This is a genomic window from Sinobaca sp. TMA16-18, from assembly GCF_059510535.1.
Window position 1 is genome coordinate 364,128 of sequence record NZ_JCAKFM010000002.1, and the last position, 26,854, is coordinate 390,981.

At 46.3% G+C, this 26,854-nt stretch carries 28 protein-coding genes and 2 riboswitches; of the genes, 23 read left to right on the forward strand and 5 right to left on the reverse strand.

What is annotated here, in order from left to right:
- The first annotated feature begins 11 nt into the window (after positions 1 to 11).
- Both AC5W14_RS05520 and AC5W14_RS05525 read left to right on the forward strand, forming a co-directional pair.
- Complete coding sequence (locus AC5W14_RS05520) at positions 12 to 2,165, forward strand: hypothetical protein (protein ID WP_496193866.1); 2,154 nt, start codon at positions 12 to 14, stop codon at positions 2,163 to 2,165.
- Between the two features lie 242 nt (positions 2,166 to 2,407).
- Positions 2,408 to 3,874, forward strand: coding sequence for a catalase (locus AC5W14_RS05525; protein ID WP_496059775.1), 1,467 nt, complete (start codon positions 2,408 to 2,410; stop codon positions 3,872 to 3,874).
- Between the two features lie 96 nt (positions 3,875 to 3,970).
- On the opposite strand, the gene AC5W14_RS05530 is transcribed toward AC5W14_RS05525, so the two are convergent.
- Positions 3,971 to 5,929 carry a serine hydrolase domain-containing protein gene (locus AC5W14_RS05530; protein ID WP_496193867.1) on the reverse strand — a complete coding sequence of 653 codons (1,959 nt, stop codon included), beginning with the start codon at positions 5,927 to 5,929 and terminating at the stop codon, positions 3,971 to 3,973.
- 430 nt (positions 5,930 to 6,359) lie between these two features.
- Between AC5W14_RS05530 and AC5W14_RS05535 the strand changes: the two genes are divergently transcribed.
- From AC5W14_RS05535 to AC5W14_RS05545, 3 genes are all read left to right on the forward strand, one after another.
- The gene (locus tag AC5W14_RS05535) at positions 6,360 to 6,563 is read left to right on the forward strand and encodes a hypothetical protein (protein WP_496059773.1); all 204 of its coding nucleotides are present in this window, start codon (positions 6,360 to 6,362) and stop codon (positions 6,561 to 6,563) included.
- 70 nt (positions 6,564 to 6,633) lie between these two features.
- Complete coding sequence (locus AC5W14_RS05540) at positions 6,634 to 6,876, forward strand: DUF2584 family protein (protein WP_120192787.1); 243 nt, start codon at positions 6,634 to 6,636, stop codon at positions 6,874 to 6,876.
- Between the two features lie 18 nt (positions 6,877 to 6,894).
- Entirely contained in the window at positions 6,895 to 7,269 is a 375-nt protein-coding gene (locus AC5W14_RS05545) for a PH domain-containing protein (protein ID WP_496059772.1), read from the forward strand.
- Positions 7,270 to 7,516: 247 nt separating this feature from the next.
- Here AC5W14_RS05545 and AC5W14_RS05550 read toward each other — a convergent pair whose 3' ends face one another.
- Positions 7,517 to 8,323, reverse strand: a complete 807-nt coding sequence (locus AC5W14_RS05550; protein ID WP_496193868.1) for a 2OG-Fe dioxygenase family protein — start codon at positions 8,321 to 8,323, stop codon at positions 7,517 to 7,519.
- Positions 8,324 to 8,573: 250 nt separating this feature from the next.
- Here AC5W14_RS05550 and AC5W14_RS05555 point away from each other — a divergent pair, with 250 nt between their 5' ends.
- From AC5W14_RS05555 to AC5W14_RS05580, 6 genes are all read left to right on the forward strand, one after another.
- Positions 8,574 to 9,683 (forward strand): NADH:flavin oxidoreductase, encoded by a 1,110-nt coding sequence (locus AC5W14_RS05555; protein WP_496059770.1) that lies wholly within the window; start codon positions 8,574 to 8,576, stop codon positions 9,681 to 9,683.
- 173 nt (positions 9,684 to 9,856) lie between these two features.
- Positions 9,857 to 12,022, forward strand: a complete 2,166-nt coding sequence (locus AC5W14_RS05560) for a type IA DNA topoisomerase (protein WP_496193869.1) — start codon at positions 9,857 to 9,859, stop codon at positions 12,020 to 12,022.
- Between the two features lie 55 nt (positions 12,023 to 12,077).
- Positions 12,078 to 12,311: a hypothetical protein gene (locus AC5W14_RS05565; RefSeq protein ID WP_496059768.1), complete on the forward strand. Its 234-nt coding sequence runs from the start codon at positions 12,078 to 12,080 to the stop codon at positions 12,309 to 12,311.
- Between the two features lie 30 nt (positions 12,312 to 12,341).
- Positions 12,342 to 12,444: riboswitch (guanidine-I (ykkC/yxkD leader) on the forward strand.
- A 57-nt stretch (positions 12,445 to 12,501) separates the two neighbouring features.
- Complete coding sequence (locus tag AC5W14_RS05570; protein ID WP_496059767.1) at positions 12,502 to 12,837, forward strand: DMT family transporter; 336 nt, start codon at positions 12,502 to 12,504, stop codon at positions 12,835 to 12,837.
- Positions 12,837 to 13,154: a DMT family transporter gene (locus AC5W14_RS05575; RefSeq protein ID WP_496059766.1), complete on the forward strand. Its 318-nt coding sequence runs from the start codon at positions 12,837 to 12,839 to the stop codon at positions 13,152 to 13,154. Before AC5W14_RS05570 ends, AC5W14_RS05575 begins: the two co-directional genes overlap by 1 nt.
- 107 nt (positions 13,155 to 13,261) lie before the next feature.
- Entirely contained in the window at positions 13,262 to 13,588 is a 327-nt protein-coding gene (locus AC5W14_RS05580) for a DUF1516 family protein (protein WP_496059765.1), read from the forward strand.
- A gap of 361 nt (positions 13,589 to 13,949) precedes the next feature.
- Here AC5W14_RS05580 and AC5W14_RS05585 read toward each other — a convergent pair whose 3' ends face one another.
- Together AC5W14_RS05585 and thiW are read right to left on the reverse strand one after the other, a co-directional pair.
- Positions 13,950 to 15,263, reverse strand: coding sequence for an NCS2 family permease (locus tag AC5W14_RS05585; protein ID WP_496193870.1), 1,314 nt, complete (start codon positions 15,261 to 15,263; stop codon positions 13,950 to 13,952).
- Between the two features lie 88 nt (positions 15,264 to 15,351).
- Positions 15,352 to 15,846 (reverse strand): energy coupling factor transporter S component ThiW, encoded by a 495-nt coding sequence (thiW, locus tag AC5W14_RS05590; RefSeq protein ID WP_496059763.1) that lies wholly within the window; start codon positions 15,844 to 15,846, stop codon positions 15,352 to 15,354.
- 147 nt (positions 15,847 to 15,993) lie between these two features.
- Here thiW and AC5W14_RS05595 point away from each other — a divergent pair, with 147 nt between their 5' ends.
- The 4 genes from AC5W14_RS05595 (at position 15,994) to AC5W14_RS05610 (ending at position 19,482) form a co-directional block, all read left to right on the forward strand.
- Positions 15,994 to 16,542, forward strand: a complete 549-nt coding sequence (locus AC5W14_RS05595; protein WP_496193871.1) for a tyrosine-type recombinase/integrase — start codon at positions 15,994 to 15,996, stop codon at positions 16,540 to 16,542.
- Positions 16,543 to 16,557: 15 nt separating this feature from the next.
- A complete protein-coding gene (locus AC5W14_RS05600) occupies positions 16,558 to 18,042 on the forward strand; it encodes a potassium/proton antiporter (protein WP_496193872.1) in 1,485 nt (494 codons plus the stop codon).
- Between the two features lie 72 nt (positions 18,043 to 18,114).
- Positions 18,115 to 19,014 (forward strand): AEC family transporter, encoded by a 900-nt coding sequence (locus tag AC5W14_RS05605; protein ID WP_496193873.1) that lies wholly within the window; start codon positions 18,115 to 18,117, stop codon positions 19,012 to 19,014.
- Between the two features lie 69 nt (positions 19,015 to 19,083).
- Complete coding sequence (locus AC5W14_RS05610) at positions 19,084 to 19,482, forward strand: FixH family protein (protein ID WP_496193874.1); 399 nt, start codon at positions 19,084 to 19,086, stop codon at positions 19,480 to 19,482.
- Between the two features lie 68 nt (positions 19,483 to 19,550).
- On the opposite strand, the gene AC5W14_RS05615 is transcribed toward AC5W14_RS05610, so the two are convergent.
- Positions 19,551 to 19,763 carry a 2-hydroxymuconate tautomerase family protein gene (locus AC5W14_RS05615; RefSeq protein WP_496059758.1) on the reverse strand — a complete coding sequence of 71 codons (213 nt, stop codon included), beginning with the start codon at positions 19,761 to 19,763 and terminating at the stop codon, positions 19,551 to 19,553.
- A gap of 133 nt (positions 19,764 to 19,896) precedes the next feature.
- Positions 19,897 to 20,004, forward strand: a riboswitch (TPP riboswitch).
- A gap of 52 nt (positions 20,005 to 20,056) precedes the next feature.
- Between AC5W14_RS05615 and AC5W14_RS05620 the strand changes: the two genes are divergently transcribed.
- The 8 genes from AC5W14_RS05620 (at position 20,057) to AC5W14_RS05655 (ending at position 26,815) form a co-directional block, all read left to right on the forward strand.
- The gene (locus tag AC5W14_RS05620) at positions 20,057 to 20,665 is read left to right on the forward strand and encodes a thiamine phosphate synthase (protein WP_496193875.1); all 609 of its coding nucleotides are present in this window, start codon (positions 20,057 to 20,059) and stop codon (positions 20,663 to 20,665) included.
- On the forward strand, positions 20,662 to 21,804 hold the full coding sequence (thiO, locus tag AC5W14_RS05625; RefSeq protein ID WP_496059756.1) for a glycine oxidase ThiO: 1,143 nt from the start codon (positions 20,662 to 20,664) through the stop codon (positions 21,802 to 21,804). Before AC5W14_RS05620 ends, thiO begins: the two co-directional genes overlap by 4 nt.
- The gene (thiS, locus tag AC5W14_RS05630) at positions 21,788 to 21,991 is read left to right on the forward strand and encodes a sulfur carrier protein ThiS (RefSeq protein ID WP_496059755.1); all 204 of its coding nucleotides are present in this window, start codon (positions 21,788 to 21,790) and stop codon (positions 21,989 to 21,991) included. The genes thiO and thiS overlap by 17 nt, the downstream gene beginning before the upstream one ends.
- A gap of 3 nt (positions 21,992 to 21,994) precedes the next feature.
- Positions 21,995 to 22,762 carry a thiazole synthase gene (locus tag AC5W14_RS05635; protein ID WP_496059754.1) on the forward strand — a complete coding sequence of 256 codons (768 nt, stop codon included), beginning with the start codon at positions 21,995 to 21,997 and terminating at the stop codon, positions 22,760 to 22,762.
- On the forward strand, positions 22,759 to 23,775 hold the full coding sequence (locus AC5W14_RS05640) for a ThiF family adenylyltransferase (protein ID WP_496059753.1): 1,017 nt from the start codon (positions 22,759 to 22,761) through the stop codon (positions 23,773 to 23,775). Before AC5W14_RS05635 ends, AC5W14_RS05640 begins: the two co-directional genes overlap by 4 nt.
- Positions 23,776 to 23,833: 58 nt before the next feature.
- On the forward strand, positions 23,834 to 24,178 hold the full coding sequence (locus tag AC5W14_RS05645; RefSeq protein WP_496059752.1) for a YflT domain-containing protein: 345 nt from the start codon (positions 23,834 to 23,836) through the stop codon (positions 24,176 to 24,178).
- 318 nt (positions 24,179 to 24,496) lie between these two features.
- Positions 24,497 to 25,645 carry an NAD-dependent epimerase/dehydratase family protein gene (locus tag AC5W14_RS05650; RefSeq protein ID WP_496059751.1) on the forward strand — a complete coding sequence of 383 codons (1,149 nt, stop codon included), beginning with the start codon at positions 24,497 to 24,499 and terminating at the stop codon, positions 25,643 to 25,645.
- 21 nt (positions 25,646 to 25,666) lie between these two features.
- Complete coding sequence (locus tag AC5W14_RS05655; protein WP_496193876.1) at positions 25,667 to 26,815, forward strand: glycosyltransferase family 4 protein; 1,149 nt, start codon at positions 25,667 to 25,669, stop codon at positions 26,813 to 26,815.
- Positions 26,816 to 26,854 lie beyond the last annotated feature (39 nt).

The window sequence follows — 26,854 nt, forward strand, 5'->3', positions numbered from 1 at the left end:
GGGGATTTAACATGAAAAAACCTTGGATATGGATGATCCTGGGAGGATTAGGGTTGGCCGCAGGAGTCTATTTTTTGTTTTTTAATACATACCAGCCAGCGGTGCTGGAAGAAGATGGGGTGGAGTATAACTCCCGTATCGAAGGAGAACATTTTGAAGTGTGGGACGGGGAATCGTGGCAGGAAAAGAACATTCACGGCGTTAATCTAGGAATGGGGAAACCCGGTGCTTTCCCGGGAGAGGCGGCGATATCCAAACAGGAATACAAAGACTGGCTGGAAGACATAGCAGAAATGAACGCCAACACGATTAGAGTCTATACGATTCACCCGCCGGCATTTTACGAGGCGTTAAAAGAACATAATGAACGAACAGAAAATCCAATCTACATATTTCACGGGGCCTGGGTAAATGAAGAGCCCCTTGAAGAAACCCTTGATGCGTTTGACGAAGACAACACGGAGGATTTTCAGCAGGAAATAAGAGATATCGTGGATGTTGTGCACGGCAGTGCTTCTATCGAAGAAGAACCGGGGCATGCTCATGGAGAATATTCAGCTGATATTTCTCCTTATATTATAGGATGGATTATCGGTATCGAGTGGTATCCATTTATGGTGGATGAGACGAATAAAAAACACGAAGATATCGGTGAATACGAAGGTGAGCTCATTTATACAAAAAATGCAGAGCCGTTTGAACATTGGCTTGCAGAACAGATGGACACAATGGCGGTGTATGAAAAAGAGGAATACAACTGGACGAGGCCGATCAGTTTTACGAACTGGGTAAGCACCGATCACCTGGACCAACCGGCGGAGCCGATGGAACAGGAAAACTTGGCTTCTGTGAATCCAAACCATATCAAGTTACAAGGATCTGCCGAGCTGGCCGGGCAGTTTGCTTCTTATCATGTGTATCCTTATTATCCTGAATTTTTAAATCTGGAAGAAGATTATACTGAATTTATAGATCACCGCGGCGAAGCGAATAACTACGCCGGTTATTTAAAAGATTTACATGAAGCAAATGATCTTCCGGTACTGATTGCGGAATTCGGCATTCCTGCTTCCAGAGGAAAAACGCATGAAAACCCATTCGGCTTTAATCAGGGATTTATATCTGAGCAGCAGCAGGGGGAAATGCTTTCGAGCCTGTATGAAGATATTGAAGAAGAAGGCATGCTGGGAGGACTGGTTTTCACCTGGCAGGATGAATGGTTTAAACGGACGTGGAACACGATGGAATATGATAATCCTGACAGGCGTCCTTACTGGTCCAATGCCCAGACGAATGAGCAGCAGTTTGGACTGATGAGTTTTGACCGGGACAAAATAAAAGTGGACGGCTCCTTTGATGACTGGGGAGACAGCGATCCATTATATGAGACAGAAACGGAAGCTCTCTGGATGGATCACGACGAGAAGTTTGTCTATTTCCGTATAGACCGGCAGGGAGATGAAACTCCCGTCATTGCACTGGATGTGAACCCAAACCAGGGCAATCAGGAGGCAGAACAAATAGAAGACGTAAGCTTTGAAGAAGGCATTGATTTTTTAATTGAACTGCCTGACAAAGAAAATGCCCGCATTACGGTGGATGCTTATTATGACGTCTTTCATTTAGACTACCGGGAGGATATCGATGAAGAGGAAGCGGATGCCGGGAGCGGGGTCTTTCATCCAATGAGGCTCGCGTTAAACCGGGAGCTGGAAAGGCCGGACACAGGAGAAGTTCTTCCATTCAGCTATTATGAAACGGGAAAGCTCCGTCATGGAAACGCCAATCCGGAAAGTGAGTCATATGATTCTCTGGCAGATTATATGATTGATGAAGAAACAGGATCAATTGAAATGCGGATTCCCTGGCAGCTTTTAAACATCACAGCTCCGGGAATGAAAGAAATCATGGGCGATATTCAGCAGAAGGAAGGCTTAACTGCACGGGAGACAACGGAGGGTATCAAAGCGGCCCTCCTGCTGGGGGAAAAGCAGAATGATACGTATGCCATCAGCAGAACGCTTCCGGCTCTGGACAACGATACATTGCCCGCCGGCAGCATGGAGCAGTACACCTGGGAAGAGTGGGATCTGCCTGAATATGAGCCGCGAAAGAAAGAATCTTATTACATTCTGCAGGAAACGTTTGCGGAAGCGGAAAAATAACCAGCTGCGCATTAGCTTCACTGGACGAATTCAAAAAATAACATGAAAAAGCATAAAAAATAACAAATAAGGGTATAAGAAGTATCTACAAGAATTTTAGCGATAATCATAACAAGAAAAGAGACATTATTAGATTACAATTAGTACAAAGTATTGGAATTTTTTACATGAAATAAGTTAAAATACGGAGTAGGTTATTTTTTAACCGATAATGCATTCAAGAAATGGGAGGATTTTTTATTATGGCTGATCACAAAAAACTAACGACGAATCAAGGAGTCCCGATTGGCGACAATCAGAACTCCCGCACGGCTGGAAGCCGTGGCCCTACACTACTCGAAGACTACCAGCTGGTAGAAAAACTAGCCCATTTTGACAGAGAAAGAATTCCTGAACGCGTCGTACACGCCAGAGGAGCAGGCGCACACGGTGTGTTTAAAGTGAAAAACAGCATGAAGCGCTATACAAAAGCAGATTTTCTTCAGGAAGGTAAAGAAACGCCGGTGTTTACTCGTTTTTCTACGGTTATTCATGGCGGCCATTCTCCGGAAACGCTCCGTGACCCACGTGGATTTTCAGTGAAGTTCTATACCGAAGAGGGAAACTATGACTTCGTAGGAAACAACCTTCCGATATTCTTTGTTCGTGATGCGATTAAGTTTCCGGACATGATCCATGCGTTAAAGCCGGACCCGAAAACAAACAAACAAGATCCGGATCGTTACTGGGATTTTATGTCCTTAACCCCTGAATCGACAAATATGATGCTTCATTTATTCACAGATGAAGGAATCCCGGCAAGTTTCCGCAACATCCGTGGATCGAGCGTTCACGCATTTAAATGGATTAATGAATACGGCAATACCGTCTATGTGAAAAAGCGCTGGGTGCCGAAAGAAGGCATTAAAAACCTTTCAGCTGATCAGGCTACAGAAGTTCAGTCTACGGAATTCCAGCATGCAACTGATGACTTGTACAATGCTATTGAAGAAGGCAATTTCCCGGAATGGGATCTGTATGTACAAATTCTTGATCCCGCGGACATGGACAATTTTGATTTTGATCCGCTTGACGCGACAAAAGACTGGCTTGAAGAAGATCTTCCGTATATTCATGTAGGAACGATGACGTTAAATCAAAATGTAGATAACTACTTTGCAGAAACAGAGCAGGTCAGCTTCAACCCGGGCGTTCTAGTACCGGGAATTCAGGCTTCCGAAGACAAAATGCTGCAGGGCCGTATTTTTTCTTACTCTGATACGCAGCGTTATCGTGTAGGAGCAAACTACCTTGATCTTCCAATCAACTGTCCATTTGCCCAGAAAAACAACAACACTCGTGATGGTGCGATGCCGTTTGCTCAGCAGACGAGCCGTATCAATTACGAGCCGAACCGTTATGAAGAAGAACCGGCAGAAGATCCAGCCTATATTGATGCCGAACAGCCGCTTCCAGGTGACAGTGCCGGCCGTAAGAAAATCGAGAAAGCGGACGACTTTGGACAGGCGGGCCGTATTTACAGAAACTACGATCAGGCAACCAAAGATGCTTTATTAAGAAACTTAACCGATGATCTTGGTACTGTAGCGGAGGAAACCGTTCTTCGTATGGTATGCAACTTCTACCGTGCTGATACAGATCTCGGACAGAAGCTAGCGGATAATTTGAATGTAGATATTTCTCCATATGTAGGCCACTTGAATAAGTAAGTCTGCAAAAGCACCGCGCCTGCGGTGCTTTTTTTATTTGTGCAGACAAAGTTTTTCCTATAATCTCTGCAGTTTTTTACAGGAATACGTTGCTGTTTAGAGTACCTGCCAGAAATAAAAGATCCAGGCAAGTATTAATCCAGCTCCAGTAAACAGCGTATAGTGAATTCTGCCTGGCAGGCGCCAATAGGATTTCCCCCAGGCTAAAATGGCGAATACAGCAGTCGCAAGGGCAAATAAGACGATCGCATAGGAAACGGCGGTTTCCAGCAGCTGCGCCCACTGGGGAGGAGGCGAATAAGCGGATACTGGCAGCCCATAAACCGGATCAAGTGCACTTTCCATAAGAAACTGGATAAGGAAAATGACAGTGAATGCGCCGAGCACTATCGCTGTTCTTTTGGCCCATACGGCACCCGGATGTTTAGCAGGCACCGCTTTCCTGCGTAGTTTGAACATCGCCGCCTTGATAGTCCAGTATGCGAAGCTGCCGATAATGAAAATAACTGAGGTACTTAAAGCGGCAACGGTGACAGCGAACGTTTCATACCATGCGGCTTTTGAGTAGCTCACCGGTCCGTTCGACAGCAGCATTGTTTTTTCAAAAGGATCGGTGGAGAAAATGATCGTCCGGAAATCCTCACCGTAGCTCTGCGTATTGTTTTCTTTTAAAATGTGATACTCCCCGGTCTCAACTTCTGTGAACTGGTTCGTTTCACCACTGTGAGACACAGATAAAAATCCGTCTTCATTAATATCTACACGGACGACCCCGGCGAAAATACTTAACAGCTTATCGGCTGTCGTAAAAGCGCGGCGGTTCTGATGGTATTCCCCGGTATACTCTTCTGCTCTTTCTGCCATACCTGCAGGAGTTTCGGCATCAGCAGCTGTTTCTTCGCCGGGGAAATACCGGTCCATAAACTGATGGGGAATGTCTATGTTAGCGAGATAAGAGCCGCCGCTGTGGGAAATGAAAAATCCTACGTCTTCCTCCGGCACGAGATACATCCCTGTGTTGAAAAGCATGGTTCCTCCCGGATGATGAACCACGTCCCGCCCGTTGATTGCTGTTTTAATAAATCCGTGGGCGGTGTTTTCCAGATGAGGATGGACCGTAAACGGCTCCGAAAACATTTCATCGACCGTTTCCTCAGCTAAAATCCTTTCCTCATCAAGCTCTCCGTTCTGCAGATAAGCGAGCATAAACCGGGCCATGTCCGAGGCGCTGCTGCTCATGCTGCCGGCAGGCTCCGGCATAGATTCAAACTCTCCTTCCTGAAACTCTCCATCCACGTACCGGTAAGCTCCGGACATATTCTCCGCGATATCCGCCGGCAGCGGCTGGCGGAAGGAACTGTTCTCCATACCGAGCGGGGCATAAATGTTTTCTTCCACATACTCGGCAAAAGGCATACCGGAAACGACTTCCACAATATAACCGGCGAGGGCGGCACCGTAATTCGAGTAGGCCGGCACTTCACCGGGAGGGAAGACTCTGGCCGGTCTTTCTTCCCGGATATAACGGTTCAGGGGAAGCAAATCGTCTTCTGAAAGGGCAAATAAGCCGGTCAGATGATCTTCAAAACCTGGTGTATGGGACATAAGATGTCTTAACGTAATCGGCTCGAGCTCTGTTTGATTCTGCCCATACTCCTGGTGGGGCGGGATCTCAAAGTCCAAGTACTCATTTATATCTGTATCGAGGTCCAACGCTCCCTCTTCGACAAGCTGCATGACGGCAGTCCACGTAAACAGCTTGGAGGTGGAGCCGATCCGAAATAACGTCGTCTCCGGATTGACAGCCGTTTCCTGTTCTATGTCCGCCTGCCCATATCCCTTTGCTAAAACAACCTCACCGTCTGCCACTACAGAAAGAGTGAGGTTCGCTATGTCCCACTCCTCCATCTGTTCTGCCACTATGTCATCCAAAAACGGCTCCAGGTCAGCTCTATCGAGAGTATGCGACGAAGCTTCAATTGGCTGAAGGTTGATCCCAGACAGAAAAACAAAGCATACAAGTAAGCAGATCCATAGCTTCCTCAATATGATCACTCCTTTGTTTTGCTTGACTGCAGTGTCTTTGTACCAATCGTTACAAGCGGTAAATGCGCATAAGGGGCAGGGATTAATAGAGAGGATTTGTACTTTTCTTCAACTCAATTTTGGTCTCTTTTTTACATTATATTTCCAATGTTTTTAGATGGAAACCATTATTTTTTCGGAATGTAAATTTTTGAAGGTTTATCTGATTTCTTTAGAACCTGGCGCAGAGGAAAGAGTTTTAAATGATAAGCACTGCACAAGACTGCCGGGTGTGGAAACGTGAAAAGCACCGAGCCTGCGGTGCTTTTTTATTTGTGCAGGCAAGAAAGGGATTGTGTTTTTTGGCGGAACTATGTGAAGATAATAGAGACAACTAGTTATGAAAAGGGGGAAAGGCGGTCCGGCAGGTACACGCTGACACGGGATGCCGCTGTTTATCATGAAACAAGTTATATCGATGTTTAATGCATGGGACTGGCTTTTTTTTGGCGTTGCTGCATATATTCTAATTACGATGGATTATGGCAACCTTACATCTTTTAATATTATGATGCTCACCTTGATTGCTATTTCACTGACGCTTACGATATCCACCAAGTGGGCGCTCTGGAAAAATGAACGAAAAGAAGGGGCATCTAAATAAACTGCCTTTTTTAAAACGGCAAAATGGATGAAAAAATGTAATAGAGCACGATCAAAGGAGAAGAATAGATATGGGATTTAAGATGGAAATGAACTGGGAAATTATCACACATAAACAGGCCGAACGTTTGGATGAACGGAAATTTGAGTTGATCAAAGACGGCTATCAAATGTATCCTATGGATACAGCGCTGCCGATTCATACGTATGAGGACAAGGAAGCTTTCGGCAAGGCGGTCATTGTAAAAGTAGAATGGGGAAGCGGCAGAACGACCATGTATTACGAACTGGTGTCGCTGACTTCTGTGAATTAATGAAAGAGGAGGGCGATCATGGGACTATTTGATTCTTTAATGGGAAATGCATCAGAAACCGATGTATTGAAAGTAGAGCGTGAGCTTAGCGACTGGCTGATCAAAGGAGAGCAGGTCGAATACGCCTTCAAGCTCTACCGTGATATGATTATTTTCACGAACCGCCGGCTGATTCTGCTCGACAAGCAGGGCGTGACCGGCAAGAAAACGGAATACCATACCGTACCGTATAAAAGCATTTCCCACTACAGTGTGGAGACAGCTGGTACGTTTGAATTCGACAGTGATTTGAAAGTATGGATAAAAGGACGCGCGGAACCAGTTGAAAAAAGCTTTAGAAAAGACGACAATATATTTAAAGTACAGCTCGTGCTGAGCTATTATGTATTATAAAAAAACAGTAGAAGTGTATGTATATTCCAAAAAATGATATCGGCGGGCGCGTTCGACAGGCCATGCCTCAGCTAAAGAGGAAAAGGCCGGCCTCTTTAGCTTCACCTATGGCTGGTCTGTTCGAGTCGCCGCCTGATTATTTCTAAGCTGCCTTTCTTTAAAAAGGAATATCCCTATGTACATATACTGAATGATACGTTTTTCGATAATATAAACAAAAAACTGCCCATTCAGGCAGTTTTTTTGTTTATACAAATATCATCTGGTCCGTCAGGCCTTTCATGCTGCTCGTCTGTTCCGAATCTGAGACAACCGTTGGCTGAAAGTCAATGAGAATAGCCGATCGTTCTCCGGGGACATCTTTTTCTCCTTTTTCCACGGTACCTACATAATGCGTAACGAGTGGGTCATAGACGCCGTAGGACTCAAGAGGGTTTTCCAGATAAAAGGAAGCGGTTAATTCGTCAGGGCGAAGATCAACAGGCATTCTGCCGCGGTGGGCCGGCACGGAAATAGCGTTCATGGCGCCTTTCACATTATGGCGGCGGATTAAATGGGCAAAGGTAAACGGCTCGCCGTCCTGATGCAGATTGTTGGGGGAGGATACGGCGATTTCGCCGGGTTCATTGACACAGAGCTTCACGAAATGAATGCCGGCGTGAACCGGCATCAGCGCATCTTCTTTCATCCAGAACGTCTGCTGGAAATCAAAACGGATGATATCCTCGAGCAGTTTATTCTGCATCATGTTGTCAGGAAGCGCGGGAAAGCGCCTGTATTCATCAGTATACTCCGGGTTAAAGCTGCCCTGAAAGTATTCGTAGTAGGCTTTGTCTTCTATGACCGTTTTTGGAAGCCACTCTATCCGGTGCGATCCCGGCATAATGACGGCGCGGGCATACCGGCGGAAACGGTTTAACTGCGGAGCGTATTCATCCTGTGGCAGTCCGTCAAAAACGGAAGTGATAGCTTCCAGGTCCTGTGTATAATTTTTTTTTGCTTTTAATTCATCTAATGTATAGTATTCAAAGCCATTTTCTTTTAAGCGGCTCATAATATTCCATCCTCCATACCTTGGTTTAACGATATAATCACGGTTTTTAGTCTATCACGTTTCGCCTTTTTCGATAAGCTGGAAGCTTCATTTTCAGAAAGAAACCATAAAAACGCCTCAGCCTGGAGCAGTGCATGCAGATTGGTGTACTTCTAAAAAACAGAAGCGTACAATACAACCTGTGCATAAGCAGGATTGGTTATTTTTGACCTGCGTGGATTTTTAAATAGAAAGGATCGTGGCACTTCATATGAGCAGTCAACTGACAGAATCAAAATCAATAAACGCTCTATTCCAGCCCTGGAGCATAAAAGATCTTCACATGAAAAACCGGACCGTAATGGCTCCGATGACGAGAAACTTTTCCCCGGGAGGCGTTCCTGATGAAAATGTTGTATCCTATTACCGCCGCCGTGCGGAGAGCGAGGTAGGACTGATCGTAACAGAGGGAACCGGAATCAGCCACCCAGCCAGCCTGGATAATGAAAATATTCCCCGTTTTTACGGAGAAGATGCACTGAACGGATGGAAAAAGGTTGTAGAAGCCGTACATGAAGCAGGCGGCAGAATTGTGCCGCAGCTATGGCATGTAGGAATGACGAGACCGCTGGATGACAGCAGTAAATCTGTACCTCCGGTAGGACCTTCCGGCTTAAACCTTCACGGAGAAAAGGTCGTGGACCCGCTTTCTGAAGATGAAATGGAACTAATTATTCAGGCTTATGCAGAAGCAGCTAAGGCGGCTAAAGATATCGGATTTGATGGTATTGAAATCCACGGAGCCCATGGTTACCTGATTGACCAGTTTTTCTGGGACGTAACGAATAAAAGAACGGATGAGTACGGAGGCAATACTGTAGAACGCACCCGTTTTGCTGCAGACGTAATCAAAGCCTGCCGTAAAGCAGTAGGAGAAGACTTTCCTATTATCTTTCGTTTTTCCCAGTGGAAAATGACGGATTTTGAAGCGAAGCTGGCACAGACGCCGGACGAGCTTCGTGAATTTCTGGCGCCGCTCACCGAAGCAGGCGTGGATGTGTACCATTGCTCCACAAGAAGATTCTGGGAGCCGGAATTTGAAGGTTCTTCTTTAAATCTTGCCGGCTGGACGAAAGAATTGACAGGCCTTCCGGTTATTACAGTCGGATCCATTGGCTTGAATGATGCCTTTACAGAAAGAACACAGGCGGAAATGACAAGTATTGATCAGCTTGTGGAACGGCTTGAAGAAAACGAGTTTGATCTTGTAGCTATTGGACGGCCGCTTTTATCAGATCCGGCCTGGGTCCAAAAAGTGAAAGAAAACAACGCAGATGCGATTGTTCCGTTTTCCAAAAACGCGCTTAAAGAACTGTATTAATAAAATAAACAAAAAGCCCGCTGTATCCGTAATGGAGACAGCGGGCTTTCCTTATGAAAAGTGGATATCTTTACAAACCTGCTTTGCAGTCCGTGTCTGTGCGTCGTATAATGTAAAGAACATTTGTTCCGCATCCAGCAAGGATATTTTAACATAAAGGGGTAGACATACTCATGCCAGTAATATTAGCAGAAAAACCGAGTCAGGCCAAAGCCTATGCTGAAGCATTTCCGAAAGGCGGCAAAGGGGAAGGGTATATAAATATAGGGGCATGTGAGCAGTTTCCTGAAGGAGCTGTGCTTACATGGGGCGTAGGCCACCTCGTCGAACTCAAATCCCCGGCGGAGTATGAGCAGGCCTGGAAACGCTGGAGTCTCGTACAGCTTCCGATGATTCCAGAACGGTTTGAATGGAAGACTGCTGCCAAAACGAGAAAACAGTTTCACATTGTGCGTAAGTTTCTGCAGGCGGCGGATGAAATTATTATTGCCACCGACTGCGACCGCGAAGGAGAAAATATCGCCCGCAGCATTATTGAAAAAGCAGGCGCTTCCCATAAGCCGTCCAAACGCCTGTGGATTAACAGCCTGGAAAAGAATGAAGTCATTAAAGGATTCCAGCAGCTCCGTGCCGGGGATGCGTATATGGCTCTTTATCAGGAAGCTCAGGCGCGGCAGGTATCGGATTGGATGGTTGGGATGAACGCAAGCCGCCTTTATACGCTGCTGCTTCAAAGGAAGGGCATTAAATCCGTATTCAGTGTCGGCCGTGTCCAAACGCCAACGCTGAAATTGATTTATGACAGGCATATGGAAATCCAACGGTTTAAGCCGGAGCCTTATTTTGACGTAGAAGGAACGTTTAAAGCACCAACCGGAACGTATAAAGGCAAAGCGAAAATCCGTCACAAAAAGGCAGCAGATGCAGAAGCTCTGCTTAAAAAGCACGATATTGGAAAAAAGGAGATGGGCGAAGTCTCAGAAGTGAAGGTAAGCCGTAAAAAAATCAAGCCGCCGCTGCTTCATTCCTTATCAAGCCTGCAGACGACGATGAATAAAAAATATAAGCTCAGCCCATCCCGTACGCTTGAAATTGCCCAGTCTCTCTACGATCAGCCGTTAAAGCTGATCACTTACCCGCGGACGGATTCCCATCATATTACGAACAATGAGTTCGCCTACATTAAAAGCAATTTATCCAAATACCAGGCGACAGCCGGAAAAGTATTTGAACCGGCGACCGACTATCCGGGCCGGCGGTTTGTAGACGGCAGTAAAGTAAAAGAGCACTATGCGATTATCCCAACTAAAAAAATACCGACTGAAGCGGCTCTTCAAAAGCTGACGGCAGACCAGCGGAAAGTCTATATGGAAATTGTCCAGAGCGCGATTGCTATGTTTCATCATGACTATGAATATGATGAAACGACCGTGACGACGAATGTAAAAGACCTGCTGTTTTTCAGCAAAGGCAAGGTAGAGCGGGTCAAAGGGTGGAAGGAATGCTTTTCGGCAAAAACGGCTTCTGCTAAAAAAGATCCAAACGCTCCACCCGTTCTTCCTCCTTTGGAAAAAGGTATGGGAGTGGATGCAGCCATCTCCATTGAAGAAGGAACGACTAAGCCGCCTTCGCCCTACACAGAAGGCCAGCTGATCAATATGATGAAGACGTGCGGAAAATGGATTGAAGAAGATGAAGAAGCAAAAACGGCGCTCCAGGAAGTAGAAGGACTCGGCACAGAAGCGACCCGCAGCGGTATTATTAAAACATTGATCCGCCAGGAATATATCAGCGTGCAGAAAAATATCGTGCACGTAACCCGTAAAGGTGAACTGTTGTGTGAAGCCGTAGAAGGAACACTTCTTTCCAAGCCGGAGATGACCGCTAAATGGGAATTGTTTTTGAGAAAAATCGGAGAAGGCGAGGCGCAGAAAGAGGCGTTTATCGAACAAACGTCGGCATTTACAAGAGACCTGGTGGAAAAAGTACCGCAGGCAGTAGATGCTCTTACCGTGTCGGAAGCTGACAAAGAAGAGGGCAAAGGAAAAAAAGCAGCCAAGTCCGAACCTATTGTGCTCTGTCCCACCTGTAAAGAAGGTTACATTATGAACCGGCGCAATTTTTATGGATGCACGAATTATTCAAATGGCTGCAAGCAGACGTTTCCAAAAACCCTGCTGCGCAAAACGATTTCTTCGGCCCAGATTAAAAAACTCTGCCAGTCCGGAGAAACAAACCTGATTAAAGGATTTAAAGGGAAAACCCCATTTGATGCAAAGCTGAAGCTGAACGAAGGCAAGGTGGAATTTGTCTTTCCTTCCAAAGCAGATAAGTCGTGAAACGGGGCTTCCTCTTCCGCTTATAGTAAAATGAAGAGGAAGAGGAGGGATGAACATGGGATTTGTTATCGCATCTGTTCTGGTGGGAGCATTTATTTACGGCCTGTTTTATACGATCCGAAAAGGAAGCCTGCCTTCCTCTTCCAATGATTTTACTCCTTATGATGATATTACGATGGGCCGCAAGCGTACGGTCAATGATCATATCCAGGTAACCGAAGAAGATACAAGGCACCGGCCGGCTTATACAGAGAGTCTGCCGGATGATAGAAAAAAGAAAGACACTTGATTTTGAAGAATTTGTAAGCTATACTGACATCAAATTGTTTTCTAGGGTTCCGCGGCGTCGTGCCGGACTGGTCCAAGAGAAAACACAGCATGTATAAAGCATGCTGGCACGGAGGGAAAAAAGCCCGGGAGATCTTCTAAAGAGAAGATAGCGCCTGGGCTTTTTGTATGCGCGGATAAGGAGGTTTCCTGTGAATAAAGATTGGATCAAAATTGTGGTGGCCGCCTTATTTGAAATAGGCTGGGTCATTGGATTAAAGCATGCCTCCGGTTTTGGAGAGTGGAGCGCAACTATTTTGGCTATTGCAGCAAGCTTTTATCTGCTTGTAACGGGCAGCCGGTATCTTCCTGTCGGAACGGCGTATGCTGTATTTGTCGGGCTTGGGACAACCGGAACAGTTCTTGCGGAAATTCTGTTATTCGGAGAGCCTTTTTTATGGAGCAAAATGCTTTTCATTCTGCTTCTCCTTCTTGGAGTGATTGGATTGAAACTGGTGACAGATGAGAAGAAGGAGGCGAAAGCGTAATGGCATGGGTGTCTCTTATTTTTGCCGGCCTTTTTGAAATGGTTGGGGTAACGATGATTAATAAACTTCATCACGATCGGTCCATGCTGGCTTTTCTCGGTATTATCGGAGGATTTGGTATCAGCTTTGTGCTGCTCAGTTTTTCGATGCAGACCCTTCCGATGGGTACGGCCTATGCCGTCTGGACAGGAATTGGCGCCGCCGGTGGAGCTTTAATGGGCATGCTGTTTTATAGGGAATCGGCGGATTGGAAGCGGATTGTATGCATTGGTCTTATTATTGCGTCAGCTGTTGGATTAAAGCTGGTGCAGGGATAAATTCACATGATTTCCCGGCTGCCTGTTGCACAGGAGCCGCCGCTTCTTTATATTGAAGAGAGCGCGGTGCGTGGCAAACCGCAAATCTGTACCAAAGGAGTGAAGACATGTTATATATCCTTTATCAGGCTCACGCAGGAGCATGGGCATTTTTGTTCATTTTCTTCCTGTTAAGCTATTTTCTGCCTAAACAGAAAATTACGATGATGATCCAGCGTTTGTTCGTTGTGATTATGCTGGTTTCTGGAATAGGTATGGTTATCGGCTATGGTTTTCCTTTAATCTACATTTTTAAAGGGATTCTTGCGATTGCCTTGATTGCCGTAATGGAAATCCTGGTAGGACGCAGAAAGCGCAAGCAGTCTCAGGGTGTATTTTGGATTGCCTGTATTCTGTTATCTGCTGCCGTTCTTATTATGGGATTTATGTATTAATTCAAAAGAAAGCAGGCCGGAAAATAATCCGGCCTGCTTTTTTATTATTTGAAAATTATTTGGGAGAGTACGCTCTCTGCGAAAGCTCCAGAAGCTGAGGAATAAAGCGGCAACTCTCCCTTTTCTATTTGTCCAGCTGCGGTCTCCACCTGCTTGGTATTCTTCAAGTCTGACAGCGGAAGCGGGCTTCCTTGCAGCCTTTCCAGAATACAGCGCAGGTTACAGGAGACCTCGCTTTTCGCTCTTGTCCAGATCGAGTCGCCTATTCCTCGAGCATTCTTCCCTTTCGTCAGCGGAATGCAGGCATTCCTTGCGAAAGCTCCAGAAGCTGAGGAATAAAGCGGCAACTCTCCCTTTTCTTCTAATGCGGGAGGTAGATTAGCTGTAGTATAAATAATACAGCAAAGATATAAACGAGCGGGTGCACGGTTTTTCCTTTTCCACGTACGAGCTTTAGCAGCGGGTGGGAAATGAAACCAAAAGCAATGCCTGTCGCGATGCTTGAAGTGAGCGGCATGCTCAGTATAACGAGAAAGGCTGGGAAAGCTTCGTCAAACTCGTTCCATTTAATATTCGCAACACTTCCGAGCATCAGGCTGCCGACGATAATCAGTACAGGTGATGTAATTGCCGGAATGCCGGATACTGCATTTACGACAGGAGCGAGAAACATTGTCAGGATGAATAAAAAGGCGACCGCTATTGTGGTAAGACCGGTTCGTCCACCCGCTGCGACACCGGAAGACGACTCAATATAGGCACTGGTAGGGCTTGTTCCGAAAATAGAACCGACTGTTTTGGCAACAGCGTCGGAAAGAAGTGCCTGGCGCACACGCGGCATTTTATTGTTTTTCATCAAGCCTGCCTGTTCCGCGACGCCGATCATCGTTCCGGTTGTATCGAAAATAGTGACCAGCAGAAAGGAAAAGACGACGGCATACAAGCCGTAGCCAATGACATTAGCAAATGCATCCACAGGAGAACCGAAAATAAACCATTCCGGACTCGGCGGAGCGGCTGCCACGCCGCTTTCAAAAGATAAAGCCCCTGTAAAGTAAGCAATAATGCCGGTAACAACCATCCCGATAAATAATGCACTGTTGATTCGAAGGGCCATCAGCGTAATCATGACCGCCAGACCGGTAAGCGTAAGCAGGACAGGCGGCGATTGTAGGTCGCCCAGAGCCACGAGGTTTTCCGGGTGGGCTACGATAATACCGCTCATGCGAAAGCCGATAAAGGCAATAAATAAGCCGATGCCAGCCGTGATACCATATTTTAAATTAGAAGGAATCGCTTCGATTAGCTTTTCACGAAAGGGCGTCAGCGATAGGATAATGAAAATAACCCCCGAGACAAAAACCGCACCGAACGCTACTTCGTATCCGATCTGATCGTTGTTTCCTACAACAGAATAGGCGAAATAGGCATTAAGACCCATACCGGGTGCTACTGCAATAGGATAGTTGGCAAAGACAGCCATCCAGAGGGTGCCGACGACTGTGGCGATAATGGTGGCCATGAAAACAGCGTCAAACGGAACGCCGGCATCTGCCAGAATCACCGGGTTTACAACAACGATGTAAGCCATCGTCAGAAAAGTAGTAATACCTGCCAGAAGTTCGGTTCTTATATTAGTATTGTGCTCACTGAGCTTGAACCATCGATTAAGCATAAAAAAACCACCTTATATACGAAATATGTAACGTGCCCTGTTATATATTATTCGTATATGAGGTGATTTGCAAGAAGAGAATACCTTCTTATTTTTGAAACTGCTCCAGCACTTTCCGACGCTCAAATGCACGAAGAAGCAGATAGGCAAGAGCTCCTCCGACCAAAGCGCTCAGAATAAATGAAGGAACAAAGGCAAATAGGGCCGTTGCTTCGCCAAACACCAACCGGGCGAGCGGATATGTCAGCAGGGCGCCGATAAGACCGGTGCCGATTACTTCCGCTCCGGCTGTGAATGAAAGCTTCTTCGTTCTCTGGTAGACGATACCGGCAAGCAGAGCCCCGATCATGCTGCCCGGGAAGGCAAAGATCGAACCGGTGCCGAAAATATTCCGGAGAAAAGAAGTGCCGAACGCCTGGGCAAGAGCGTACCAGGGACCGAGAAGCACCGCACTGATAACATTAATAAAGTGCTGGACCGGGAAAATCCGTGCAAATCCGATTGGTATAGAAACAAATGGGCTGGTAACCGTTCCAACCGCAATTAAAACAGCGGTATATGTAAGTTTTTTTGTTTTGTTCATAACGGACCTCCTTTGTTTTTATTTTACCTTTTTTTCGTTGGAAAATAGAAGCCGGGACCGATTTTTTTATCTTTTTAAAAAATTGTGGTAAAGTATAAGTAACATAATAATGATTCAGATAATGGTTATGACACATAAAAGAGGTGAATGATGGAATTTGTTAAGCCGATCGTTGACATTGAAACTATTCAGGTTCTGAAAGCAGCTTTAAAAAAACACTCGGCCCGGGACTACCTGCTTTTCGTTTTTGCGATTAATACCGGCCTTCGCATAAGCGAAATGCTGAAAATTGAAGTAAGCGATATGCTGGAAAACGACACAACGCCCGTGCGCTTTCTTCGTATTGGCCGGGAAGACATTTTTATTAATGATACTATTCACGAAGCACTGCATTATTATTTTTCAAAAGCAGATGCCGGCAGACTTACATATCTGTTTCAGTCTTCCCGTCTGGAAAAGCCGATTACAAGGCAGCAGGCATACCGTATCCTGACCCAGGCTGCAATAGAAGCCGGGGTGGATAGAACGATCGGCCCGCATACCCTGCGGAAAACATTCGGCTACCACGCGTATCAAAAAGGAATTGCGGTTTCGCTTATTCAAAAACGATTTCATCATGCAAGTCCTGCTGAAACGAGAAAATATATAGGCATCGAAAAAAATGAAGTAATACCCAAAGTGGATGTCAATCTATAACGAAGGAGGCCATCTATGATTTCAGCAAGCTTTAGTACAGACAGCTTTATTCTGCTTGGGGCGCTTCTTCTTATTATTGGAGTAGTCGTTACCAAGTTCTCTTCTAAACTCGGGATGCCCTCCCTGATTTTATTTATTCTGGTCGGTATGATAATGGGAAGCGATGGGCTGGGCATCATTTTCTTTGACAATGTCGAATATGCCCAGCTGATCGGGATTATTGCGCTCGTTATTATACTATTTGAAGGGGGCTCGCAGACAGAGTGGCCCACGATCAAAAAAGTTCTCGGGCCCTCTTTGTCCCTTGCAACATTTGGTGTAATCCTTACTTCAGCTATCGTCGGGGTAGCTGCAAAGCTGATAGTTGATCTTTCCTGGACAGAGGCTTTTCTGCTCGGTTCCATCGTTGGGTCAACTGACGCCGCTGCTGTTTTTGCCGCTTTAAAAGAACGAAATATTAAAACGAAAATAGGAGCTACGCTTGAAGCGGAATCGGGAACGAATGATCCGATGGCTGTGTTTTTAACAGTCGCTTTCATAGAATTGGTTATCCTCGATGAGCCAAGCTATTTACTTCTCTTCGGCTCTTTTTTCTGGCAGATGGGGCTGGGGCTTGTTATGGGTCTGGCTTTAGGGAAAATCGCTTCACTTTCGATTAACCGGATTAATCTGGATTCAAGTGGACTTTACCCAATTTTCGCCATTTCTTTTGCCCTGCTTACTTACGGCCTGGCCGCATTTGCCGGGGCCAGCGGACTTCTCGCAGTATATGTAGCCGCTTTAATAGTTGGTAATTCCGAATTGACCTATCGTCATTCTATTTTTCGATTTAATGAAGGATTGGCCTGGATGGCCCAGATTACGATGTTTATTATCCTGGGCCTTCTTGCCTTTCCGGAACAGCTATTAAGTCCTTCTGTCGCTATTGCCGGACTGGTGCTGTCTGCTACGCTGATGCTCGTAGCAAGACCAGCCGCTACATTTCTTTCTACTATAGGCACCTCTTATAGTTTTAAGGAAAAAATATTCATATCCTGGGCGGGTCTGCGCGGTGCGGTACCGATCGTACTCGCTACATTCCCAATTGTAGCAGGCGTGGAGTCGGGTGAGGTTTTGTTTAATATTGTATTCTTTATTGTACTGACCTCCGCCTTGATTCAAGGGTCGAGTATTTCTTATTTAGCCAAAAAACTGGGGCTTTCCGGTCCTAAAAAAGAAGTCCCTTATCATTCGATTGAGCTGATATCGATTGGGAAAGCCAATGCTGAAATTATTGAATTCCAGACGGACCGGAATACACCAATTTTAGGGAAAAGTCTGCAGGAAATTAACTTTCCGGATAGTGTTCTGATCAGTGCGATCGTCCGGAATGAAGATCTGGTTACTCCTTACGGAGAGACGGTTATCGAAGAAGAGGACTTTCTTTATATTCTTGTGTCGCGTTCCGAGAAAAAGCAGCTGAAACAGATGTTGAAAGGAAAGCCGAATCGATCAAAATAAAATATGATAAACTAATAAAGCGGAACCTGCTCAGGTTCCGCTTTGCTTGTTATTCTCAGAAAGGAGGAGCATATGGGCGTTTTAATCAGCACGCTTATTCCGATTGGACTTATTTTTCTTTCCGGTTTTCTACTTCAGAAAAAACAGCTGCTCGATGTACGATCTGTCTCGGGTGTGGCTTTATACATACTAACGCCGGCTCTCGTGTTCCGGACCTTTTACACAACAGAGCCTGATTATGATGTGTTTCTCATTGTTTTATTTGCCGTCATCTTTCTTATGGTGATGCTTTTGTTAAATAAACTGCTGTCCTTTGTATTCCGCTGGGATGCTCCGACGGAAAGCGGCATGACCCTGTCTACTTCGTTTATGAATGCAGGGAACTACGGCGCCCCGCTGATACTGTTTGCTTTTGGAGAAGAGGCGTTTGCCTATGCCGTTATTTTTATGGTCATCCAATCTTTTTTTATGAGTACGGTAGGGGTATACATCGCTAACCGCAGTAACATGACAGGAACGGATGCGTTCCGGGTTGTATTGAAAATGCCTGCGTTTTTTGCCCTGCTGTTGGGCATATTGTTTCAATGGCTTCATATCACGATTCCATCCACCTACTTTGACAGCATCAGCATGCTCGGAGAGGCCTCTATTCCTGTCGTCATGGTTGTGCTTGGCATGCAGCTTGCTAAAATTTCCCTGGCATCTCTTGAATGGAAGCTGATCGGTGTTGGAACAGCCGTAAGACTCGTTCTTTCACCGGTGATTGCCTATGGGTTAACGCAGCTGCTGCAGACCAATGACCTCTTGAGTACTGTACTGATTGTAGCAGTGGCTATGCCTACTGCAGCAACGATAGCAATGATATCTGTAGAGTTTCATTCCAGTCCTGACCTGGTTTCAAGTATTACGCTGCTGACAACTATTCTAAGCGTTCCATCGCTGTGGGTATTGTTGTTAATAATTGGCGCGTAGAGGTAACATAGAAAGTGCACTCAAGATATAATAAATCGTGAAGAACGACAAGAGAAGGGAGTAGGTTGTATGAAAAAATGGGGAATAGGAGCTGGAGCTGCTGGGCTTCTTTTGTTAAGTGCCTGCGGCGGTTTCGACGAATCGGAAGCCGGGAATAGTCCGCCCAGCAGTGAACCGATTGAAGTAGCCATACATACCAGTGAAACAGCTGAGGCCGGTGAAGCGGCTTTAATTGAAGCTCACGTAGAGCAGGAGGGAGAAGCGGTGGAGGACGCAAACGAAGTGCTGTTTGAAATATGGAAAGAAGGCGAACAGGAAACGGGAGAGCAGCTGGAAGGCGGACACAGCAGTGACGGAGAATATACGCTGGACTACACGTTTGAAGAAAGCGGAACGTACTTCATAACAGCCCATGTCACCGCCCGCAATATGCACAGCATGCCGACAGAGGAAATAGAAGTAGAATAAAAAAAGAGGAAGGCAGTATTTGCCTTCCCCTCAGGCCAGACTATAGTGAAAAGATGGGCTGCATCAAATTAAAGCGTGTCTTTTTTACGGATTTCCGATACCGATTTAGCACCGATGCCCCAGTTATCGGTCTCTACTTCATCAATAACAACGACAGTTGTCTGAGGGTTTTTTCCGAGAACATCCTGCAGCAGTTTTGTGGCGCCTTCGATAAGCTGTTCTTTTTGCTCCGGAGTCGCGGGCTTATGTTCTTTTGTAATTTTAATATTTACAAATGGCATGATGCATCTCTCCTTTATATTAACGTATGCTTTCAGTATAAAGGTTTTTCCTTATTTATACAGTATTTAGTTTTTGTTAATTGACAATTCAAACAATGATAGCTTACGATGAATACTATAGTTAATTTAATAGTTTTACCACTAGGGGTGCCCTTTAAAAGGGCTGAGATTGAAGTAATACTTCGGGACTCTTTGAACCTGATCTGGATATACCAGCGGAGGGAAGTGGCTTGTCCTGCTTTTTTCCGCAGAAACCAACAGCCGCTTTCCCTCATGGGAAGGCGGCTTTTTTCATGGGCACACATCGGAAAGAACTGCATGCTGTATCAACGGGCAGGCAGACATTGGAAGAATGGATGCACATTTCTAAAAAAATCAAAGAATGGACGGATTGTTTTCATATACGTGAACCTCTCTGGTCTCTCAGGGAGCTGGAGACTGCTGTTGCATTTCTGCAGGAAGAAGGGGTGGCGGCCCAGCAGATCCGGCTGAATGTACCGGGAGAAAAAAGGCAGCATTTCAGGGATATCGGTTTTCATCTCAAAGAATCGGTGGAGCAGAAGCCACAGCAGAGCCTTGCTGCAGGCTGGTCTGTTCACAGTCTGGAAACGGCCCGCCAAAAAGAACAGGCCGGCGCTGACTATTTGTTTTTCGGTCATGTGTTTCCTACCGATAGTAAGTTGGGACTGGAACCACGCGGCCTGAAGCAGCTTGCGGCTATTGCAGAAGCGACCGCACTGCCGGTGATCGCGATCGGCGGCGTTACCCCGGAACGAGTGAAGGACTGCATCCGCTCCGGTGCTTCCGGTATTGCAGTGCTGTCAGGCCTGTATGAAGCAGAAGAGCCAAAGCAGCGGGCGCATGCTTACTATACGAAGCTTAACGAGGAGGGAAGAACATGACATCCTATCATACCGTAGTGATCGGCGGCGGAATCAACGGCTGTTCCACCGCCTTTCATTTAGCGGAAAAAGGGAAACGGGTGCTCCTTTTGGAACGGAGCACAATTGGCAGTGAAGCTTCCAGCGCCGCTGCCGGTATGCTCGGAGCCCAGGTGGAGATTAACAGTCAGGGCTCTTTTTTCGACTTTGCAAGAGCGAGTCGGTCTATGTACGACGAATTAGTCCCTAAACTTGAATCGTATTCAGGCATTCAGGTGGATTATATAAAAAACGGTATGCTGAAAACCGCACACTCGGACGAAGAAACCGCCCATCTTCATAATGTGCTCGCCTTTCAGCAGAAGGCCGGCGAACAAGTCAGCTGGCTGACCCGTGAGGAGCTGCAGACAAAAGAACCGAACCTGGCAGACGAATCCATACAGGGTGCTCTGTATATGCCGAAAGACGGCCAGGTTATGGCGCCGTATCTTACGAAAGCCTATGCCGGAAGCGCCGCCCATTTAGGAGCGGAAATAATGGAACACACTCCGGTGTCTTCCATTAAGCAGAAGGCGGGAGGATATGAAGTGATCACGGGCCGGGAAACGATAGAATCGGAGCATGTAGTCATGGCAGGGGGCGCATGGACGGACCTTCTGGATGGTGACATTGGCCTCATGCCGCCAATGATTCCTGTTAAAGGAGATATTTTATCTGTCCGCCCCACAAAGCAGCTTATTGTGTCTACTGTTCATGCCCCGGATGTGTACCTTGTGCCAAAGAAAAATGGAACAGTAATTATTGGGGCAACCGAACACCCGGGATCTATGGAGACCCAGGTGTATGCGGGCTCTGTGCATGACCTGCTGAAAAGCGCATTTGCGTTAGTGCCGGGTCTTGCCGAAGCAGAGTTCAAACAGGCGTGGAGCGGAATCAGACCGCAGTCCGCAGACGGTCTTCCTTATCTCGGTTCTATTAATAATCAAGGCCTTTGGATAGCTGCAGGGCATTACCGGAATGGGATTCTGCTTTCGGCAGGAACAGGAAACTGGCTTGCCCGTTCCATCTGTGGAGAAACGGTCAATACGGAATGGGAGCAGGCATTCTCTCCCTATCGAAAACGAACAAAGGAAGGTGTTTCCAGTGAAGCTAACCATTAACGGAGAAGAACAGCAGATTCCGGATACAGTCGAATCCGTCGAGCAGCTGCTTGCTCATTTTAACGTCGGACACAAAAAGTCTGTCGTAGAAAAGAATGGAGAAATTTTAACCAAGCCGGATCAGAAAAAATCAGCGTTGAAAGAAAATGACCGGCTGGAAATTGTTCACTTTGTAGGAGGAGGATGAAAGATGTTAACTATTGGAGAGTTTTCTTTTGAATCACGATTGTTTTTGGGAACAGGTAAATACAAAACCGCAGAAGTACAAAAGCAGGCGGTGGCAGCTTCAGAGACGGAGGTGCTGACGTTTGCCGTAAGGCGGATGAATATATTTGACAGCACCCAGCCGGATCCTTTCGAAGATATGGATCTCAACGGGTACAGACTGCTCCCGAATACGGCCGGAGCCAAAACGGCTGAAGAAGCCGTACGTATTGCAAGAATGGCTGATGCAGCCGGGATGTGTGACATGATTAAAGTAGAAGTGATCGGCTGTGATAAAACCCTGCTGCCGGACCCGGTGGAGACGCTGAAAGCTTCTGAACAGCTTCTAAATGAAGGCTTTACCGTGTTAACGTATACGTCGGATGACGTAGTACTGGCAAGGAAACTGCAGGAACTTGGCATTCACGCTATAATGCCCGGAGCTTCACCTATCGGCACAGGACTGGGTATCGTAAATCCCTACAACCTGGCCCACATTATTGAACAGGCTGTTGTGCCGGTTATTGTAGATGCGGGTATCGGCAGTCCAAAAGATGCCTCTTATGCAATGGAGCTTGGAGCGGATGGGGTGCTCTTAAATACAGCAGTGGCCGGTGCCGATTATCCGGTGAAGATGGCAGAAGCAATGAAACTGGCGGTTCAGGCAGGAAGGCTTGGCCATGAAGCCGGTCGAACAGAGAAGAAGTTTTATGCTCAGGCCAGCAGTCCGTCCGAAGGAATGAGCCAGCTGTGACAAGCGGCCGTTATTCCCGCCAGGAGCTGTTCGCTCCGATTGGAAAAAAAGGGCAGCAGGCCTTTGGGGAAAAGCACGCCGTTATTATTGGGGCGGGCGCTTTAGGAAGCAGTATGGCAGAAACCCTGGTCAGAGCGGGGGTCGGAGCGGTTTCGATTGTGGACCGGGACTATGTGGAACACAGCAATTTAAACCGCCAGCAGCTCTACACCGAACGGGATGCAGACAGGTCAACGCCGAAAGCCGCTGCAGCGGAAGCACGGCTGCGTGACATTAACAGGCAAACGGATGTGAGAGCTGTAATAGGGGAAGTAGATCCCGCTCTGTTGGAGTCGTTTCTTCCTGCAGACGTTATTATCGATGCTCTTGATAATTTTGAAACACGCATGATGGTCAACGACTTTGCCTGTAGGCATGATATTCCTTTTATTTACGGCGCCTGTGTAGGAAGCTATGGTCTCACGTACACGATTATACCCGGCGATACGCCCTGCCTGCACTGTCTGATGGAAGACATTCCGATGGATGGAGAGACGTGTGACACGGCAGGCATCATTGCCCCGGCCGTTCAGATGGTCAGCAGCCACCAGGCAGTGGAAGCGTTGAAATTACTGAGTGGAAATGAAAAGGATCTGCGGCGTACCCTTCTGTCTTTTGATGTTTGGGAAAATCAACACCGGACGATGAACCTGGATAAATTAAAAAAGCCGGACTGTGCTTCCTGCGGACAAGAAGCCTCTTATCCTTATCTGCAATGGGAAGCCAAGTCCTCCCTGGAAACTCTCTGCGGCCGGGATGCGGTGCAGGTCCGGCCGGCTAAGGCAGTGAAAGCGTCATTAGAGCACCTGAAAGAGCAGCATGAAAGTATTGTCCGGAAATCCAATCCCCACCTGCTTGTACTGGAGTGGGAAGAAAAAAGAATCGTCCTGTTTGCAGATGGACGTGCCATTATTCACGGGGAATCCGATAAGGTAAAAGCACGGAAAATATATCATCAGATCGTCGGTGGGTAAAAGAAAGTTTTAAAATTTCTATTTCAGGGAACACTTTTCTAGAAGGGAGAGATAAACTATGGAACCATTTTATAAAGAGTATTTAAACGACGATGAGGCTGTAACAGCAGTCGACAGACTAAAAACACAAGGGGTTAATGAGGATAATATTTACATTATTACTCATGATAAAGAAAGAACAAACCGACTGGCAGATGAAGCAGATGCCAATACAGCAGGTGCTAAGGAACAGGGCATCGGCGAAAACATCAAAAACGTATTCCGTAAACAGGGAGACGAGCTTCGCGCGAAATTCCAGGAGCTTGGCTATACAGAAGCAAAAGCGGAAGAATTAGAGGACAAGCTTGACGACGGAAAAATTATTCTCGTTGTAAAAGATGCGCCGGCTAATTTAAGCCTATAACCAAAAAGAACGGGGTGCCTTTTTTAGAGGCATCCCTTTTTTCTGGGAAATATAGGACAGCAGTATGTAAAAGAATGGTATAACCCCGCATAAAACTATAAGTTACATAAATAAACAGCAAATAAAATAGCGGCTTTAAAGCAAATGTTGTATAGTATACTATGGACAGTCTGTGCACTTTTTATACGTATAGTTTCGTAAAAAAAAGGGTATAAAGAGGTACACTATGTGGTTTTTAAATAGAAAGAGTAAAAAAAGACAAAACGAGATGGTTCCGTACGGATAGGACGGAACATATGACCTGGAGGTAGAAATACAGTGAAAATTATTATTGCAGGCGGCGACGGATTCTGCGGATGGCCGACAGCCCTTTATCTTTCCAAAAAAGGACACGATGTATCAATTGTAGATAATCTAATGAGAAGAAAATGGGACGAAGAGCTGCACTCGAATTCCATTACCCCTCTTGCCACGCTCGAAGAAAGAGTAGCAAAGTGGAAAGAACTTACAGGAAAAGAAATCCGTACATACGAAGGAGACTTAAATCATTATGATTTTCTTCGTGAGGTGTTAAAGCAGGAGCAGCCGGACGCTTTTGTTCATTTTGCAGAGCAGCGTTCTGCACCTTATTCCATGATTGACCGCGAACATGCTGTGTTTACTCAGACAAACAATGTAGTAGGAACGCTCAACGTTCTTTACGGCATTAAAGAAATCGTGCCGGAGTGCCACTTAATTAAGCTTGGAACCATGGGAGAATACGGTACCCCTAATATTGAAATTGAAGAAGGCTATATTGAAATTGAGCATAAGGGCAGAAAAGACGTCCTGCCGTTTCCAAAGCAGCCCAATTCTTTTTACCATTTATCAAAAGTGCATGACAGCCATAACATTATGTTTGCCTGCAAAACATGGGGCATCCGTGCAACCGATTTAAACCAGGGTATTGTATACGGTCTGGATACAGAAGAGACAGCTATGGATCCTGCGCTTGTAAATCGTCTTGATTATGACGGCGTATTTGGAACCGCTTTGAACCGCTTTATTATCCAGTCTGCCATCGGTCATGATTTGACGGTTTACGGCAAAGGACAGCAGATCAGAGGGTTCCTGAATATCCGTGATACCGTCCGCTGTATTGAAATTGCTGCAGAAAACCCGGCAGACAATGGAGAATTCCGCGTGTTTAACCAGTTTACAGAAGAATTTTCTATTACTGAATTAGCGGAAATGGTGCAGCGTGTGGCTAAAGAAGAAGGTATTGACGTCGAAGTCGGCAAATACGACAACCCTAGAATTGAGGCAGAAGAGCATTTTTACCGTGCGGTAAATACAAATCTTCTTGATCTTGGTCTTGAACCGTTCATGCTGACTGATGACGTTATCCGTGAAATCCTTAACGCTGCGCTGACGCATAAAGACCGTGTGGTAAAAGAAAATGTTCTTCCAAACGTAACCTGGAAATAATAAAAACGGAGTGTGTTCCTGTTGAAAATAGCTATAATAACTGAAACATTTCTGCCGTCCACAGATGGTATTGTTACCCGGCTGACAGCCTGCATCACCTGGCTGCTTGACCAGGGTCATGAAGTGCGGATTTACGCGCCGGACCTTGGTGTGTACGAATATAAAGGGGCTAAAGTGATTGGGCTTTCTCATATTACCTTTCCTTTTTATCGTTCCAAGCAGTTTGCCGTGCCGCACCCGGTCGTAAAAAAACATCTGAAAGAATTTAATCCGGACGTAGTTCATGTAGTGAACCCGGCGGTTGTAGGATACGCAGGCATTAAATATGCCAGGCAGCTCAAACTGCCGCTTGTAGCTTCCTATCACACGAATCTGGCACAGTATATGGATTATTACAAACTCGGCAGGTTGAAATGGCTGATGTGGTGGCATTTTCGCAGGATGCATAATCAAGCGGACATTAATTTATGTACGTCTCAGACGGTTAAAGATGAGCTGATGAGCCGCAGGTTTGAACGTATGCATGTATGGAAGCGCGGGGTGGACACGGAGCAGTTTTCTCCGGACAAGTACAGCGAATCAATGCGCCGTCGCCTCACAGGCGGCAAACCGGAAAAGACACTGCTCCTTTATGTAGGAAGACTGGCGGCAGAAAAAGAAATTGAAAAAATACGCCACGTTCTGGAAGAATCGGATACATTTGTTCTGGCCATTGTCGGCGATGGGCCGCACCGCCAGGTTCTTGAAAACCACTTTAAAGGCACCAACACAGTGTTCACCGGGTTTATGCATGGAGAAGAGCTTGCAGAGACGTTTGCTACATCGGATGTGTTCGTGTTTCCTTCCACTACGGAAACGCTTGGCCTGGTTATTATGGAAGCCATGGCTTCCGGGCTGCCGCTTGTGGCTGCCCAGAGCGGGCCGACGAGAGAACAGCTGGAAGATGAGAAAACCGGACTTTTATATGAACCTGATGTCGAAGGAGACTTTACGAAGACCGTTCTTCGTTTTGAAGATGAGCTTCTTCGAAAAAAGATGGCCGATCAGGCCCATCAGGATGTTCAGAGCTACAGTTGGAACCAGGTAGCTGAACAAATTGAGGCTATTTATGAACAGGCTGTTTCCGGGAAAGAACCTGCCGAAAGCAAAGAAGAGCTTTCCGGTTCCTAACAGGTACGAGCTGCATCCAGATTGAACAGAGGGATACCT

Excerpts from the sequence above, each read along its gene's own strand:
- AC5W14_RS05520 (WP_496193866.1), top strand. The coding sequence starts at position 12 with ATGAAAAAACCTTGGATATGGATGATCCTGGGAGGATTAGGGTTGGCC.
- AC5W14_RS05525 (WP_496059775.1), top strand. The coding sequence starts at position 2,408 with ATGGCTGATCACAAAAAACTAACGACGAATCAAGGAGTCCCGATTGGC.
- AC5W14_RS05535 (WP_496059773.1), top strand. The coding sequence starts at position 6,360 with ATGAAACAAGTTATATCGATGTTTAATGCATGGGACTGGCTTTTTTTT.
- AC5W14_RS05540 (WP_120192787.1), top strand. The coding sequence starts at position 6,634 with ATGGGATTTAAGATGGAAATGAACTGGGAAATTATCACACATAAACAG.
- AC5W14_RS05545 (WP_496059772.1), top strand. The coding sequence starts at position 6,895 with ATGGGACTATTTGATTCTTTAATGGGAAATGCATCAGAAACCGATGTA.
- AC5W14_RS05550 (WP_496193868.1), bottom strand. The coding sequence starts at position 8,323 with ATGAGCCGCTTAAAAGAAAATGGCTTTGAATACTATACATTAGATGAA.
- AC5W14_RS05555 (WP_496059770.1), top strand. The coding sequence starts at position 8,574 with ATGAGCAGTCAACTGACAGAATCAAAATCAATAAACGCTCTATTCCAG.
- AC5W14_RS05560 (WP_496193869.1), top strand. The coding sequence starts at position 9,857 with ATGCCAGTAATATTAGCAGAAAAACCGAGTCAGGCCAAAGCCTATGCT.
- AC5W14_RS05565 (WP_496059768.1), top strand. The coding sequence starts at position 12,078 with ATGGGATTTGTTATCGCATCTGTTCTGGTGGGAGCATTTATTTACGGC.
- AC5W14_RS05575 (WP_496059766.1), top strand. The coding sequence starts at position 12,837 with ATGGCATGGGTGTCTCTTATTTTTGCCGGCCTTTTTGAAATGGTTGGG.
- AC5W14_RS05580 (WP_496059765.1), top strand. The coding sequence starts at position 13,262 with ATGTTATATATCCTTTATCAGGCTCACGCAGGAGCATGGGCATTTTTG.
- AC5W14_RS05585 (WP_496193870.1), bottom strand. The coding sequence starts at position 15,263 with ATGCTTAATCGATGGTTCAAGCTCAGTGAGCACAATACTAATATAAGA.
- thiW (WP_496059763.1), bottom strand. The coding sequence starts at position 15,846 with ATGAACAAAACAAAAAAACTTACATATACCGCTGTTTTAATTGCGGTT.
- AC5W14_RS05595 (WP_496193871.1), top strand. The coding sequence starts at position 15,994 with ATGATGGAATTTGTTAAGCCGATCGTTGACATTGAAACTATTCAGGTT.
- AC5W14_RS05600 (WP_496193872.1), top strand. The coding sequence starts at position 16,558 with ATGATTTCAGCAAGCTTTAGTACAGACAGCTTTATTCTGCTTGGGGCG.
- AC5W14_RS05605 (WP_496193873.1), top strand. The coding sequence starts at position 18,115 with ATGGGCGTTTTAATCAGCACGCTTATTCCGATTGGACTTATTTTTCTT.
- AC5W14_RS05610 (WP_496193874.1), top strand. The coding sequence starts at position 19,084 with ATGAAAAAATGGGGAATAGGAGCTGGAGCTGCTGGGCTTCTTTTGTTA.
- AC5W14_RS05615 (WP_496059758.1), bottom strand. The coding sequence starts at position 19,763 with ATGCCATTTGTAAATATTAAAATTACAAAAGAACATAAGCCCGCGACT.
- AC5W14_RS05620 (WP_496193875.1), top strand. The coding sequence starts at position 20,057 with ATGGGCACACATCGGAAAGAACTGCATGCTGTATCAACGGGCAGGCAG.
- thiO (WP_496059756.1), top strand. The coding sequence starts at position 20,662 with ATGACATCCTATCATACCGTAGTGATCGGCGGCGGAATCAACGGCTGT.
- AC5W14_RS05635 (WP_496059754.1), top strand. The coding sequence starts at position 21,995 with ATGTTAACTATTGGAGAGTTTTCTTTTGAATCACGATTGTTTTTGGGA.
- AC5W14_RS05645 (WP_496059752.1), top strand. The coding sequence starts at position 23,834 with ATGGAACCATTTTATAAAGAGTATTTAAACGACGATGAGGCTGTAACA.